This is a genomic window from Acinetobacter sp. CAU_H_S170_2 (assembly GCF_058890445.1).
Genome location: NZ_JBZYAE010000001.1, coordinates 1,823,719 through 1,839,014, shown reverse-complemented (window position 1 = coordinate 1,839,014; position 15,296 = coordinate 1,823,719). Strand labels below are relative to the sequence as shown.

The window sequence follows — 15,296 nt, the reverse complement described above, 5'->3', positions numbered from 1 at the left end:
AAATAGCAAGATAGAAAGGGACGTGATCATGGGAAAACTCAATAAAACAGACCGAGAATGGCAAAGAGAGTTATCACCTGACGAATTTCGCATTACGCGACAAAAGGGGACGGAACCAGCCTTTACGGGGAAATATTGGAATACTAAACAAGCCGGCACTTATGTATGTCGCTGCTGTGGTACGCCATTATTTAATTCTGAAAATAAATATGACAGTGGTTGCGGCTGGCCAAGTTTTTATAAGCCACTCAATACGACTGTGATAGAAGAGCATCAAGATACAACACATGGCATGGTGCGTACCGAAATTGTATGTCATCACTGTGATGCTCATTTAGGCCATGTTTTTACAGATGGACCTGAGCCTACAGGTTTACGTTACTGTGTAAACTCGGCTTCATTAGAACTAGAAACACAAGAAAAAAGTGATGAGGATACTTATCCATGACCAACATTTATCAGTTTGAAGCGGAATTGTTAGATGGAAAAAATAAAGCCTTTGCTGACTATGAGGGCGAAGTGCTGCTCATCGTCAATACGGCCAGTAAATGTGGGTTTACACCACAATTTGCGGGATTAGAAAAAATTTACGAGCAATATCATGCACAAGGGTTTGAGGTGTTAGGCTTCCCTTGTAATCAGTTTGGGGGGCAAGATCCGGGTAGCAATGAGCAAATAGGAACGTATTGTCAGAAAAACTATGGGGTGACTTTTCCCATGTTTTCCAAAGTTGATGTTAAAGGCCCTGAAGCCCACGCCATATTCCGTTATTTAACCAATAACAGCAAAGGGATTCTCGGCAGCGGCATTAAGTGGAATTTTACAAAATTCTTGATTGGTAAAGATGGCAAAGTAATTAATCGTTATGCGCCAACCACCAAGCCTGAAGCCATTCAGGCAGATATTGAAAAAGCATTACAACAATAATCGGTTGATGTATCGTCAGTGATGAAAGAGCAAGGTGCTTTAGTTGAATTTTGGAGTGACCCACACATGCCTTATGTGGAAACACGTCGGGCATGTGCAAGTCGTGCTTGTTATAAAGCCCATAGTCATCCGACATTTTCAATTGGAACGGTGGATCAAGGTAACAGCATTTTCACTAGCCACTTCGGTGGAACGCAACAAATAGACGCTGGTACTTTGGTATTGGTTCCTGCACATGTAGAACATGCGTGTAATCCTGTTCCAGATCAGGCTTGGAGCTACCAAATGATGCATTTAGATGCACATTGGTTGAATCAGTTATTACAAGAAACTGCACATAAAGATGCTTATCAAGACATACCGCAGTTCAAACCCGTGCTGTATAAACAGCCTAAGATGTATCATGACTTCAGTTGTCTTAACAGTCAATTATTTGATACTGCACTGTCTTATTGGGAAAAAGAACAAACCTTAATCACAACACTTACTGAGCTTTTATTTCCATATATTCAGCTAGAATTTCTTGCTCCTCAACACTATGCACAGCAAGAGTTTAAGCAGCTTTTATCGATGATTCAGGATGCTGATGTGTTTTTATCATTAGAGCAAATGTCGCAAGAAGTCCAGTTGAGTCGGTATGCCATTATTCGGCTATTTAAATCGTCTTTAGGTATGACGCCGCACGCTTATCAATTGAATCATAAAATTAATGATGCACGTACCTTTTTAAAACAAGGTATGGATATAGCGCAACTGAGTTATACGCTGGGCTTTAGTGACCAAAGTCATTTTCATCGTGTTTTTAAAAATTTAACGGGCACTACGCCTAAGCTCTATCAAAAGCAACATCGCGCAATTTTATCCAAGAGTTGATCTTCATCCATCGTTAGGCTTGTCTCACTTTTAAAGAGAGATTAGTGATGGAGCTTTTTATTGTTATTGCTGTGACGCATTTTGTGGCTTTGCTTTCTCCTGGCCCCGATTTTTTCCTGATACTGATGACGGCATTAAACAGTGGTCAACGAAGGGCACGATATACAGTTTTCGGTATTGTAGCTGGGAATGTTTTTATTCTAGCGCTTATTTTTACTTTACTGGGGTGGCTTGGGCATATTCATGCTTATGTTCTGCTGTTGCTACGCGGATTAGGTGTTGCTTATTTATTGTATTTGTCTATGCAATGTTTTCGCTATAAGCATCATGAGAGTGTTGAAGTTCAAGCGCGTGATCCTGCACCTCCTCAAACGAGAATTCTATGTTTTACTCAAGGTTTACAGTCAAGTTTGCTGAATCCTAAAAATATGATGTTCTATAGTAGTTTGATATTGCTGGTTTATTCAAAATTTGATTTTTATACTTTGCTTTTAATGAGTCTCTGGATGGTGGCACTGGTTCTGATGTGGAATCTGCTGTTGCTTAAGTTATTGAGTTGGAAGCGTTGGAATCATTTTTTAACCCAGCGACTCAATTGGCTTTATAAGATGTCAGGGTGCTGCTTTGCCTCTTTTGCAATCGTTTTGCTATTAGATGGGCTAGTAATATGAGAATCTTAAAGTAAAAGTCAATCAGTTGTCTGACGTCATAAGTTATAACAATGGAATAATTAATTCTCATTTGAATTTACAATTTAAATGAGAATTAAATCAGTTTGACTAAGATCAATTCTCATTTACTATCAGGCTCGAATTTTAGATTGATGAAAAAGGGTAGGAAATGGTTAAGCTGAAACCATTGGTGTTAATGATGGCATGTGTATCTGGGTACAGTATTTCATATGCTGCCGAAGCTCCAGTAGTCGTTGAATCTGACTCATCATCTCAGGCGAGTAATCTTACAGCTTTGGAAACAATCCGTATAGTTGCAAGTGCCGATGCTTCTGCAAATGGTTTAATGGAAGCTTTCGCTGGTGGTCAGGTTGCAAGTGGCGGCCGAGTTGGGATTTTTGGGAATCAAAAAAATCTTGATACGCCATTTAATTTAACTAGCTATACCAATCAATATATTCAAGAGCGTCAAGCAAAGAGTGTTGGGGATGTGCTAAAAGCAGATCCGAGTGTACGTGTTGGGCGAGGATATGGTAATTTTCAAGAAAACTACTATATCCGTGGTTTTAACTTAGGGTCAGATGACACTGCTTATAATGGTTTATATTCAATATTACCGCGTCAATATATTCCAACAGAACTTTTTGAGCGTGTGGAAGTATTAAAGGGTGCCTCATCGTTTTTAAACGGTGCTATGCCAAGTAATGGTGGGATCGGTGGAGCAATCAATCTTCTACCAAAACGAGCAGGAAATGAGCCATTAAATCGGGTAACTGTGGGTACCGATTTTAATGGTGGCTATATCTCAAATGATATTTCACGACGTTTTGGTAAAGATCAGCAATTTGGTGTACGAGTAAACACCGCCTACCATGATGGAAATACGTCTGTTGATGATGAAAAGAAATCATTAGGGCTTGCTGCTATTGGACTAGATTATAGTGGTGAGGGCCTACGCCTTTCGGGTGATATGGGCTATAGCAACAATCGCTTAAATGCAACTCGACCAAATGTAACATTGGGTGCTGGGTTAACGTTGGTACCAAAGGCTATTGATAGTTCTAGTAATTATGCTCAAAAATGGTCTTATTCAAATGAAGAGAATGTTTTTGGAAGTTACCGTGCGGAATATGATTTTAATGATGCACTAACTGCATATGCAGCATATGGTTTCCGTCATGGCGAAGAACAAAACTCACTGGCAAGCTACACATTAAGAAATGCTTCAACGGGTGCTAGTACACTCTACCGTTTTGACAATGCTCGTGTAGACATGGTCAATACAGGTGAGGTAGGGGTACGTGGAAAGTTCGATACAGGTTCAATTAAACATAATTTAGTTGTTTCTGGATCAGCATTTCAACTAAATACGAGAAATGCCTATTTTATGGATTCAGGGAATCCATTGAACTCTAATATTTATCATCCTATTCAACATGACCAACCTGCTGCTTTAACACCAGCATTCTCAGGTGGAGATATGGATAGTCCGAAATTGACCACTCGGACGCGCTTAAGAAGTGTTGCTATTGGGGATAATCTGACTGCATTAGATGATAAATTAATTATCATGTTGGGTGCGCGTTATCAGCAGATTCTCCAAGATACATATAATTATTCTCAAGTGAAAACAGGGGCATATGATGAGAGTAAATGGACGCCTGCACTTGGAGTAACCTATAAAATTACTCCAGAAGTTTCAGTTTATGCCAACTACATTGAATCTTTAGCGAAGGGTCTAACAAATACAACTGGTGGGGTGACCACATCGATTAAACCGTTTGTGGCTGAACAGAAAGAAGTAGGTGCCAAATATGAAAATGACCATCTTGGGGTGACATTAAGTTTATTTGATATTAATAAACAACGTGGCATTATGCAAAATGGTGTATTTAGTGATTCTGGTGAATACGTTCATCGGGGGCTAGAACTGAGCAGTTATGGAAAGCTTACAGACTCCTTGACTGTTTTAGGTGGTTTAACGTGGATGCATGCGACGCAAGAGAATACTGGCTCAGCTATTTATGATGGAAATTATGAAGTAGGGGTTCCAAAGTTTCAGGCGAACCTAGGCACGAATTGGAAATTACCACTCCCGCAAGATATTTCTTTGAATGCCCAATTGACTTATACAGGTTCAACTTATGCAAGCTTGGACAATAATTTGAAAGTTAAAGATTGGACTACGCTTGATTTAGGTGCAAGTTATAGAACTCAGTTTGGTCAAACCCCAACAACATTTAACTTCCTTGTGAATAATGTATTTGATCAGGATTATTGGGGTTCTGTTGGTCTATATGACAATATTAACAATACAAGCAACACCAATAATGGCTATTTAGTTGCTGGTTTACCGCGAACATTTATGCTTAGTGCATCATTTGATTTTTAATCGAATGAAAAAAAGAAAACCTCCTTTATAGGAGGTTTTCTTTTTTAGATGAGCTTATTTATAAAATTGCTTTAAGGCGAGCAATGACTTGTTCACACTGTGCAAGATCTGCAACTAGCGCAAGACGTACATGGTTTTCGCCTGGGTTACCTTGCTCAGTATCGCGTGACAAATAACGTCCAGGAAGCACTTTGACATGTGCTTTTTCCATGAGCATTTTTGCAAAAGTTTCGTCATTATCTACTTTTAACCAGTAGTAAAAACCTGCATCTGGTTTTTGTAGGGGCAGTATATGGCCCAATTCCTTTTGAAATAAATCAAATTTTGCACGATATTGCACACGATTTGCTTCAACATGCGCTTCGTCATCCCATGCTGCAATCGAAGCCAATTGGTGCTGTACAGGCATCGCCGCACCATGATACGTACGGTATTGCAAATAAGGCTTGAGCAATGCTGCATCACCCGCGACAAAGCCAGAACGCATACCTGGTAAGTTTGAGCGCTTAGACAGTGAGTGGAATACGACACAGTTTTTGTAGTCGTCTCGGCCTATTTCAGCACAAACTTCGAGTAAGCCCACAGGTGCAGTATCAAACCAAAGCTCTGAATAGCATTCATCCGATGCAATCACAAAACCATATTGGTCTGAAAGTGCGATTAATTTTTTGAATTGTTCTTTTGATAACACAGCACCAGTCGGATTGCCTGGTGTACAGACAAATAATAGGGCAGTTTTCTCCCAGACTTCAGCAGGTACAGCATCAAAGTCACCGAGATAACCATTTTCTTCGGTGCAATTTACAAAGTACGGTTTTGCTCCAGCAAGTAAAGCGGCACCTTCATAAATTTGGTAGAACGGGTTAGGCATAACCACATAAGGCGCATCTTCACGATTTACCAATGCCTGTACAAAAGAAAAGATTGCTTCACGGGTGCCAGAAACAGGTAATATATTGTTTTCTACACTAATCTGATTGAGTTGAAAACGACGGGTTAGCCAGTTTGCAATACTGGTGCGTAATTCGGGTATACCTTTACTGTTTGGATAGGTCGATAAATGCTGAAAATTATCGATAATGGCTTGTTTCACAAACTCGGGTGCAGGATGCTTAGGCTCACCAATCGATAATGGAATGAGAGGTAAGTCTGCGGGAGTAATATCCTGAAATAGTTTATTCAACTTTTCAAAAGGATAAGGGTGTAAAAGGGATAAACTCGAGTTCATGAAACAAAATACCAGTGTGTATTGTTAATGTTGACCACAGACCTGACTAGAGGCTTCATCTAAGGCTGATTTTAGTTGTGCAGCAAAAGTTTCAGCTTCAGTTTCGGTCATGGGTTGACCATCTTTTTTGGTGACAAAGAAAATATCTTCGGCACGCTCACCTAGGGTGGCAATTTTAGCAGAGTGAATATCTAACCCTTGCATCATAAACAACCCGCCCACTTTGGCAAGTAAGCCAGGATGGTCAAGTGTTGCAATTTCGACCATGTTTTGTTGCAGTGCTTCATTCAGCGTAATATCAACGGTGTTTTCAATGTCGAAATGGCGTAGTTGACGTGGGATACGACGTTGCATGAGCCCAGGGTATTTATCTGAATTGGCTAAGGCATCTTTTAATGCTGACAGTACTTTGGCTTCACGTTCAGGGTCGGTTAGCAGCGTACCAAAACGGTCAAGCACGACATAAGTGTCTAAGCTAAATGCTTTGGTCGCGGTAATAATACGTGCATCTTGTACATCCAAGTTCATACGATCGAGAATAGCAACTGTTGTCGCAAACAGGTTGGGCTGATCTTGGGTATAAATAAAGATTTGTACCGCATCTTGAGCAAATTTACGCTGGGCACGCATTAAAACCAGCGGTTCAGGGTTGTCACCGTGCTGTAAAATAGCGCGTGTGTGCCAAGCAATTTCATCAGCAGATTCTTTGAGGAAATATTCATCCCCCAGTTCTTGCCAGACTTTTTCGACATCATCTAGTGCAAACTCTTCGACCAGTTGTTCGCTGGCAGAAAACTTGGTGTCCTCGATGAGCATTTGATAGTCCACAGGACGGCCTAAACCTGAGCGAATCACGTCACGTGCATGGGTATAGAGCTGACGCATAAGAGATGCGCGCCACGTATTCCAAAGTGAAGGATTGGTTGCATTGATATCCGAAACTGTCAACGTATATAGATAGTCGAGATGTTCCATGTCGCCCATTTTCTCAGCAAAAGCTTTAACCACATCGGGGTCAGAAATGTCTTTCTTTTGAGAAGTGACGGACATGAGTAAATGGTTTTGGATGAGCCATGCGACAAGGTTGCATTCGCGTTCGGTAAAACCATGACTACGACAGAATTCAATCGCATCGGTTGCACCTAGCTCACTATGGTCTCCGCCACGGCCTTTAGCAATATCATGGAAAATGGCAGCCAAATAAACAATGTCACGACGTGCCAGACGTTGGAACACTGAACTGACGACAGGGAAGTCTTTAGCAAACTCAGGTTCTTTGAAACGGTTTAAGTTGCGCAGTAATAATAAAGTATGTGCATCTACGGTATAGATATGGAATAAGTCATACTGCATCAACCCCATAATCTGCCCAAACGCAGGAATGTAGTTGCCTAAAACGCCATAACGTTTCATTGCCACCATGGTTTCATATAAACGATGGGGTGAGCGAATGATGGCCATAAACAGGGCTTGATGTGATGGATTATCTCTATATTTTTGGTCAATGCGTTTAGCTGCCAAAATTAACAGACGTAGAGTGCGCGCGCGAATGCCTGTAATTTCAGGTCGATTAGCCAATATATAGAAAATTTCTAAAATAGCACTTGGGTTTTCAGAGAAAATTTTATGGTGTTGAACGGCTAGTTTGCCGTCGACTAGTTTAAAATTTTCATTGATTTCTTCAATGTTACGCTCATAGTTCGGTAGGCGTGGGGTAATCACAGATTCATTGAAATAAGCCAACAGCATTTCATTCAGCGTGGTGACTTGTTGAGCGCTTCGATAGTAACGCTTCATGAATTGTTCAATTGGATAATTCGGTGATTTACCTTCTTCACGCACATAGCCAAACTTTGCTGCAATGTCACGTTGATAGTCGAACAGTAAACGGTTTTCATCACGTTTAGTGAGGCGGTGTAGGTGATGACGAATTTCCCAGAGGAAGCTTTCGGCTTCTTCTAATACACCCAACTCAAACTCTGAAATAAAGCCTAAGTGCACCAAGTCATAAATACGGTTGACGCGGAAATGCCGCTTAGCAATCCAACCAATTTGGTTAATGTCCCGAATGCCACCCGGCGCGTTTTTAATATCGGGTTCTAGATTACTTTCCGTAAAGTTATGCTGTGCATAGCGTTTGGCCTGTTCTTCCATTTTTGCATCATAGAAGGTTTTATCTGTCCATGTTTGCGAAACAATGCGTCGCGGCCATTTGGCTAAGTGTTCATTGCCTGTAATTAAACGGGACTCAATGAGGGCTGTGGCAACTGTTAAGTCGGAGGTTGCTTGTTCAACACAGTTGGCAATGGTACGTACACTAATGCCGGGCTTGAAATTGCCGACATCCCAAAGTGAGGAAATAAAGACTGAAATGATTTTCTCTTGTTCTTCGCTAAACTCATCTTCAGACAAGATCATGATGTCTACATCTGAGTAAGGCAGCATCTCTCGGCGACCATAGCCACCGACAGCAAATAAACTTAAGTCTGTCTGATCGAGTTTTGCATATTTCCATAGGAAAATAAGTGCTTCATCGATCATATTTGAACGCGTTAAAATGACATCACGAATGGATTGGCCATGATCAAAACTTTCTTGTAATTGATTTTCGACATCACTACGCCATTGATTAATCGCTTTGATGTCGTGATTACTGCTGACATAGTTAAGCAGTGGAGAAGTATTGATCATGAACCGTATCCGTATATTTTAACAACGCTTAATTTTGATGAACGCTAACCAGTTCAGCAGCTTGTGCTGCTAGTTCACGCGCTTGGTCGGTTGTTTCAGCACGTGCTGTCGCAACACCCATACGGCGACGTGTAAAGCCTTCTGGTTTACCAAAAATGCGTAAATCAGTATTTGGGTTTGCCAAAGCAAGATTTAAGCCAGAAAAAGATAAGTTATTATCATCTACGCCAGCATAGATCACGGCGCTCGCTGCAACGCTATGACGTGCCGTATTTACAGGTAGACCCAAAATCGCACGTGCATGTAGTTCAAATTCACTTTGGAACTGAGAGGCAAGCGTCACAAGACCAGTGTCATGTGGTCGTGGTGATACTTCACTAAACCACACTTTATCGCCTTTGACAAAGAGTTCTACACCGAAAATACCACAGCCACCCAATGCGATAGTGACTTTATTGGCAATACGTTTTGCTTCGTCAAGTGCGGCTGGTGTCATGGCTTGAGGCTGCCAGCTTTCCACATAGTCGCCTGCGTCTTGGCGGTGACCAATTGGGTCACAGTACGACGTTTCAATTTCACCTGTTTCAGGGTTTTTAGAGCGAACTGTTAATAGCGTAATTTCAAAATCAAAATCAATTTGCGATTCTACAATCACAGTCCCTTGGTTTACACGACCACCTGTTTGCGCATATTCCCAAGCAGCATCTACTTCTGAAAATTCTTTTACGCGGGATTGGCCTTTACCAGAAGAGGACATGACCGGTTTAACAAAGTTTGGATAACCAATGTCATCACATGCAGCACGGAAAGATTCTAAAGTATCTGCAAAACGGTAAGCCGATGTAGGTAAGCCCAGTTCTTCCGCAGCTAAACGACGGATGCCTTCACGGTTCATGGTTAAATTGACCGCTTTTGCAGAGGGGATGACTGTCGCAATATTATCTTGTTCGATTTCAACCAATACTTGTGTCACAATGGCTTCAATTTCGGGAACAATTAAATTCGGCTTAACGTCCTGAATGAGTTGTTTAAGCGCTGTCGCATCTGCCATATTTAAGGTATAGGCATAGTGTGCCACTTGCATTGCAGGAGCATGATCGTAACGGTCAGCAGCATGAACTTCTACACCTAAACGTTGTAAAGAAATCACAACTTCTTTCCCAAGCTCTCCAGAACCCAATAGCAGAACTTTAAATGCTGAAGGCTGAAGTGGAGTACCAATAGTAACGCTCATGTAAATCATCCATGCTTGATTTTATGGGCTTTTAGCATAGCAGAACTCTTAAAAGTGTTCAGGGTTCATTCACATAAATTAATGATATTGTCCAACAATTTTTTTTATAATGCTGTGCATTCCAACATCAAAATTTTCATGTAAAAAGATGCTCAATAAACTTTTACAATCAAGCTGGAAATGACTTGCACAGATGAATCGCTTCAAATAGCACTTTAAGTTTTGATGGATGCAAGATATGGGTTAAAAAGGCATAGGAATATAGGTGTAAACCAAGCCGTAGCTAAGCGCCGCGGTGAGTGTGGCAGGGACGATTTGCTTAAACTTGAAATAAAGTCCAGCTAATACGATGAAGCCGACTAACATGGCAAAACTTTTATTGGGTGTATCTAACAGTGGTGGCAAAGTAGCAACCACGAGCATTGAACTGATCGCCGCGATACCAATCGAACCTAATGCAATCTTCAACCATAGAGCACCGCGCTTTTGTGAACCTTGTTGGAACTTTTGAATGACGAAGAATGGGCCAAAGCGTGAGGCAAAATTTGCAATACCCACTACAATGCCGACCAAGATAATTTCGATATTCATGCTTGATCTCCCATATGTTCAGGGTCTGGTTTTTTCAGTACATAGTGTTTAAACAAACCTGCAAATATACCTGAACTGATACCAATAAAAATTGCAGCAGATAAGTCAATAAAATAGCAGGCAATGGCAGATACAAGAATGGTCACAGCCACCACGAAGGTATGTTTCTTTTCAAATGCTGCCAATAAGAAACTTAAGAACAGTGCAGGTAGTAGAAAGTCTAGAGCGGCTTGTAAAAACTGGGGTAAATGACTGACTTGGTCTGCAAACATTCCACCTAGAAAAGAACCTGTAGCCCATGCGAGCCAACTAAACAGGCTTAAGCCCAGCATCCAAGACTCAGACCACTCTTGGCGACGTTGTGACAGTTTAATCATGCCTGAGGCAAAAACTTCGTCGGTTAGCCCCCATGACCAAATAGCAGTTTTCTTTAGGTTCAGTTTATCTTGAATTAAGTTTTGTAGCGCAGGGCCATAGAGTAAGTGACGAATATCTAAGGCAATCACAGTGAGGGCAGTCATCCAAATAGACGTGCTACTACCCAATAGTGCAACGACTAAAAACTGACTGGCCCCTGCATACATTGAGCAGGATAAAAATAAAGCCTCCCATGCACTAAAGCCAAACTGGGTTGCAGATACACCAAAGGCAAAAGAAACAGGTAGATAGGTAAAGATAATCGCTTGGCTATCCTTAGCCCCTTGCCAAAAGCCAGCAGCTTGTGCAGGAGTGGGATTAAGTTCGGACACAACACACCTTGAAGAAGACTTTATCAATGGGTCAAAATTGATTGTGTATTGTAACTGAATTCACTAGCATAGTGCCCAATTGTTTGTTGAGGCGTTTAACCATGTTGAAGCTCGAATTACGTACTTTAGGGCTGACTGCAATTATTGTAAGCAGTTTACTTTTGCAAGCTTGTGGGCAGTCAGAGCAAGCTCCTGAACAAAAAGTAGAAATTAAGGCTGCGCCAAAAATTACCAATGATGCTACGGAATATGCCCAGCGTGCTTGGGTGTTTATCAATGAAGTAGATGGCTTGGTGTATAACAAGCAATTGGATCAGATTGAAGCCAAAGTCCGTCATCCTGCACGTAAACTCAGTACGGACTGGCGTATTAATGTCAAAATGACAGACTCAGTAACCGAAGGAAAATACGCACTGTGTCGTAAAGCCTTGACCAGCTTAGAAGTATGGGCACGTGAGACCTTAGACGGTTCGTCAAGTGTTGCACAGAAACAGAGCGATTATGAACGTGATAAAGCACAATGTCGGGGCGCAATTGATAATCCAAGTTTAGGCAATACGGATCCTAAAAAAGTAGGCGTCTAAGACCGAAATAGCATGCCCAAAAGCGAGTTTTTAAAACTCGCTTTTTTATGGTTAGAGCTTTAATGAAAAATATAATAAAAATAGTACATTATCCCAATGCAGTAAAATATCTGAATTGAGTCGAATTTTAAGCGTTAATTTAAAAAATTAGTTTTTGTGATGTTTACATTAATTATTGGTCAAATGCTGCCACAGCAGTCCAAAGTCGTTGAGAAAAATAGTCAAGACGTTACGCCGTGTAAGCAATATTTTTATACATCTTTTTTATATGAATTGCGCTCTTAAGGCGCACACTTGATTGCCTATTCTGAGCTATGTGCCATTTTATGCAGCATTGCAGGATCTAAAATCTTAATCTTTTTAAAAGCAATTGCCAGTATTCCTTGTTTTTCTAAGTTTTGAAGTTCTTGGTTGATGGTTTGGCGTGAACACATCAGCATTTGAGCCAGTTGCTCCTGTGATAAATGGATTTCATCATTGGTAATCGACAGATGGTTGCCATAACCGCTTAAAATAAACAGTAAGCGTTGAGCCAGTCGTTGACTGATATTTTGACTTTGGATTGCGATCAGTTCTAAAAAAGCGAGGCGTAACTTCTGTGAAGCAAGCTGTGCAATATGAAACCAAAATTCTGGGGTAGCTTGGATAAACGCCTCAACATCGCGTTTAGGCAGATGGAGCAGGGTGCTTTTTTGAATAGCAATCGCATCGTGCGAACGCGGTTGCTGATCAATTAACGAAATTTCTCCAAACCACATAATCGGTTCAGCGATTGCTGCAACGGCTTCTTTACCTTCAATGTCGACATGACCTAAACGAATTGCGCCGTTCAAGACTGCATAGATGCCATCAAATAAATCTCCAGAGTGAAAAACAGCTTGGTCTTTTGCAACCTCAATATATTTGGCATGTTGCACAATATACTGTTGATAGGCTTGTGGTAGTTTGGCGAACCAATTGTTATTGAGTAATTGTTGTTGATGTTGAACTTCCAGCATTCCGCGTCCTTTCGTGATTGATCGAGCAACTTGTCAGGTCGACGACAACTTTATGAGCTGTTTTCCTTTAAAGTTATTCTATATCGTGATCAATATCATGCAATAAGGAAATACAGTATGAATAAATTAGAAAAATTATTAAGTCAGTATGCAGCTTATCATCTTGATCATAAAAATATCGTGACCCACTTTGTGGGTATTCCGTTGATTGTGTTTTCAATTATGTGCTTAACCGCAAGAGCTGGCATGACTATTGGCAGTTTTGAAATTACCTTGGCGATGGTTTTGATATTAGCGAGTATTGTTTACTACTTAAGCCTAGATCGAATTTTTGGTGTGATCATGTTAGTAATCTATGCCATGGCTTATCCATTGGCATATAAAATTTCACAGTTTGATTTGGGACTTTGGTTAAGTCTCAGTATTGGTATTTTTGTCGTCGGCTGGGCGTTCCAGTTTGTCGGGCATTTCTATGAGAAGAAAAAACCGGCCTTTATGGATGATGTGATTGGCCTAGCTATCGGACCATTATTTGTTTTGGCGGAAATGGTGTTTATGCTTGGTTTTAGAAAAGACATCGAACAACGTATGTTAGATGAAGCGCGTAAACAGCGTGCTGCAATGGATGATAAATATGTCTCTGTGACATCACATTAACTGAATTATTTTATCGAGAAAAAAGCCAGTGAATTTCACTGGCTTTTTTCTGCTGTTTTAAGATGTCTTCGCGACTTTACGTGTATCTGGTTGAGCTTTGGGTGTATTCGGGCTTGGAGCATGAGCATCTTTATGGGATTTATTGGCCATTTCATTGGCTTTCATTGAATCATGTTTCACCATTTTATCTTGCTTCATGGCTGGATCATGTTTGGCTGTTTTGTCTTGTTTCATTACCTGATCATGTTTCGTCACGTTCATGGTTGCGACGCACTTACCACCTTTATGATTTGCACCTGTACCACCCGACGGTGTTGTTCCTTGTGGGCATGCAAATGCTGTAGCGCTAAGCGTTGTGAATAAACCTGCTGCAATAAATGTGCTGATCTTTTTCATTTTCGTTTGTTCAATGAAGGCATTAATGCCTGTGATTAAATTAGCGATAATACGAAAGAATAGAAGTGATAATATTGTGTGAGATCCAAACGGATCAGGTGTTCATATGTTATTTAATGCTGTTTTTAAGATTGGTTTAAGCTTATAAAAAAACCCGATGGGTATCGGGTTTTTTTATATTCGGAACGACTTATACGTTAAAGCGGAAGTGTAGAACATCACCGTCTTGAACGATATACGTTTTACCTTCTAAACGCCATTTTCCTGCTTCTTTCGCGCCTGCTTCACCGTTGTATTGAACGAAGTCGTTATAAGCAACACATTCAGCACGGATAAAGCCTTTTTCGAAGTCAGTGTGGATCACACCCGCCGCTTGTGGTGCAGTTGCACCCACTTTAACGGTCCAAGCACGAACTTCTTGTACACCCGCCGTGAAGTAAGTCTGTAAACCTAAAAGACCATAGCCCGCGCGAATTACCACGTTTAGACCCGGCTCTTCCATGCCTAAAGCTTCAAGGAACTCAGCACGGTCTTCATCTTCAAGCAGTGAAATTTCAGCTTCGATTTGGTTGCAAAGCGGAACCACGATTGCATTTTCTTCAGCTGCCAGTTTTTTCACAGCATCTAAATGTGGGTTGTTTTCAAAACCATCTTCAGCAACGTTCGCAATATACATGGTTGGTTTTAAAGTCATTAAACCAAAACCACGAACCAGTTTACGTTCGTCGTCGTCTAGGTCAGCTGCGCGAGCAGGTTTACCTTCATCAAGTAAAGGTAAAATTTTGTCTAAAACCGCTTTGGTTGCGAGCGCTTCTTTGTCGCCACCTTTTGCAGATTTTGCTAAACGAGTCACTGCTTTTGTCACAGTTTCTAAGTCAGCAAGTGCAAGTTCCGTGTTGATGGTTGCGATGTCATCAAGCGGGTCAATTTTACCGTTAACGTGAATGACGTTTTCATCTTCAAAACAGCGTACAACGTGAGCAATCGCATCCGTTTCACGGATATTTGCAAGGAATTGGTTCCCCAAGCCTTCTCCTTTAGATGCACCAGCAACTAAACCTGCGATGTCTACAAATTCCATCGTTGTTGGAATCACACGCTGAGGTTTTACAATCGCGGTAAGTTTGTCTAAACGTGGATCTGGCACAGGAACGATGCCTGTGTTTGGTTCAATGGTACAGAATGGGAAGTTTTCAGCAGCAATAGCAGCTTTAGTCAATGCATTGAAAAGTGTAGATTTACCAACGTTCGGCAAGCCGACAATACCGCAATTAAAACCCATGAAATAACTCACAACGTGTTATA

General features: G+C 41.0%; 15 protein-coding genes. 7 read left to right on the top strand and 8 right to left on the bottom strand.

Annotated elements, in window-relative coordinates; genetic code table 11:
* Positions 1–28 precede the first annotated feature (28 nt).
* The 5 genes from msrB (at position 29) to AC5EUN_RS09025 (ending at position 4,863) form a co-directional block, all read left to right on the top strand.
* The gene (gene msrB, locus AC5EUN_RS09045) at positions 29–448 is read left to right on the top strand and encodes a peptide-methionine (R)-S-oxide reductase MsrB (RefSeq protein ID WP_005399615.1); all 420 of its coding nucleotides are present in this window, start codon (positions 29–31) and stop codon (positions 446–448) included.
* Positions 445–927 carry a glutathione peroxidase gene (locus tag AC5EUN_RS09040; RefSeq protein WP_010326572.1) on the top strand — a complete coding sequence of 161 codons (483 nt, stop codon included), beginning with the start codon at positions 445–447 and terminating at the stop codon, positions 925–927. Before msrB ends, AC5EUN_RS09040 begins: the two co-directional genes overlap by 4 nt.
* Positions 928–948: 21 nt before the next feature.
* Positions 949–1,800 carry an AraC family transcriptional regulator gene (locus AC5EUN_RS09035; protein WP_010326573.1) on the top strand — a complete coding sequence of 284 codons (852 nt, stop codon included), beginning with the start codon at positions 949–951 and terminating at the stop codon, positions 1,798–1,800.
* Between the two features lie 47 nt (positions 1,801–1,847).
* On the top strand, positions 1,848–2,471 hold the full coding sequence (locus AC5EUN_RS09030) for a LysE family translocator (RefSeq protein WP_010326574.1): 624 nt from the start codon (positions 1,848–1,850) through the stop codon (positions 2,469–2,471).
* A 169-nt stretch (positions 2,472–2,640) separates the two neighbouring features.
* Entirely contained in the window at positions 2,641–4,863 is a 2,223-nt protein-coding gene (locus AC5EUN_RS09025) for a TonB-dependent receptor (protein WP_010326575.1), read from the top strand.
* A gap of 58 nt (positions 4,864–4,921) precedes the next feature.
* Here AC5EUN_RS09025 and dapC read toward each other — a convergent pair whose 3' ends face one another.
* From dapC to AC5EUN_RS09000, 5 genes are all read right to left on the bottom strand, one after another.
* Positions 4,922–6,091: a succinyldiaminopimelate transaminase gene (gene dapC / locus AC5EUN_RS09020; protein WP_010326576.1), complete on the bottom strand. Its 1,170-nt coding sequence runs from the start codon at positions 6,089–6,091 to the stop codon at positions 4,922–4,924.
* A 24-nt stretch (positions 6,092–6,115) separates the two neighbouring features.
* Entirely contained in the window at positions 6,116–8,782 is a 2,667-nt protein-coding gene (glnD, locus tag AC5EUN_RS09015) for a [protein-PII] uridylyltransferase (protein ID WP_010326577.1), read from the bottom strand.
* A 28-nt stretch (positions 8,783–8,810) separates the two neighbouring features.
* A complete protein-coding gene (gene purT / locus AC5EUN_RS09010) occupies positions 8,811–10,025 on the bottom strand; it encodes a formate-dependent phosphoribosylglycinamide formyltransferase (protein ID WP_171056718.1) in 1,215 nt (404 codons plus the stop codon).
* Positions 10,026–10,259: 234 nt separating this feature from the next.
* On the bottom strand, positions 10,260–10,607 hold the full coding sequence (ygaH, locus tag AC5EUN_RS09005; RefSeq protein ID WP_004980107.1) for an L-valine transporter subunit YgaH: 348 nt from the start codon (positions 10,605–10,607) through the stop codon (positions 10,260–10,262).
* Entirely contained in the window at positions 10,604–11,356 is a 753-nt protein-coding gene (locus AC5EUN_RS09000; RefSeq protein WP_010326579.1) for an AzlC family ABC transporter permease, read from the bottom strand. Before AC5EUN_RS09000 ends, ygaH begins: the two co-directional genes overlap by 4 nt.
* 101 nt (positions 11,357–11,457) lie before the next feature.
* Between AC5EUN_RS09000 and AC5EUN_RS08995 the strand changes: the two genes are divergently transcribed.
* Positions 11,458–11,940 carry a hypothetical protein gene (locus tag AC5EUN_RS08995; protein ID WP_004693449.1) on the top strand — a complete coding sequence of 161 codons (483 nt, stop codon included), beginning with the start codon at positions 11,458–11,460 and terminating at the stop codon, positions 11,938–11,940.
* Positions 11,941–12,242: 302 nt separating this feature from the next.
* On the opposite strand, the gene AC5EUN_RS08990 is transcribed toward AC5EUN_RS08995, so the two are convergent.
* Positions 12,243–12,938: a Crp/Fnr family transcriptional regulator gene (locus AC5EUN_RS08990; protein WP_010326580.1), complete on the bottom strand. Its 696-nt coding sequence runs from the start codon at positions 12,936–12,938 to the stop codon at positions 12,243–12,245.
* A gap of 117 nt (positions 12,939–13,055) precedes the next feature.
* On the opposite strand from AC5EUN_RS08990, the gene AC5EUN_RS08985 reads away from it, so the two are divergent.
* Entirely contained in the window at positions 13,056–13,595 is a 540-nt protein-coding gene (locus AC5EUN_RS08985; protein ID WP_010326581.1) for an Mpo1 family 2-hydroxy fatty acid dioxygenase, read from the top strand.
* A gap of 57 nt (positions 13,596–13,652) precedes the next feature.
* Here the strand turns inward: AC5EUN_RS08985 and AC5EUN_RS08980 are convergent, their stop codons facing one another.
* Together AC5EUN_RS08980 and ychF are read right to left on the bottom strand one after the other, a co-directional pair.
* Positions 13,653–13,991, bottom strand: coding sequence for a hypothetical protein (locus tag AC5EUN_RS08980; RefSeq protein ID WP_010326582.1), 339 nt, complete (start codon positions 13,989–13,991; stop codon positions 13,653–13,655).
* 190 nt (positions 13,992–14,181) lie between these two features.
* Entirely contained in the window at positions 14,182–15,273 is a 1,092-nt protein-coding gene (gene ychF / locus AC5EUN_RS08975) for a redox-regulated ATPase YchF (protein WP_004693442.1), read from the bottom strand.
* Positions 15,274–15,296 lie beyond the last annotated feature (23 nt).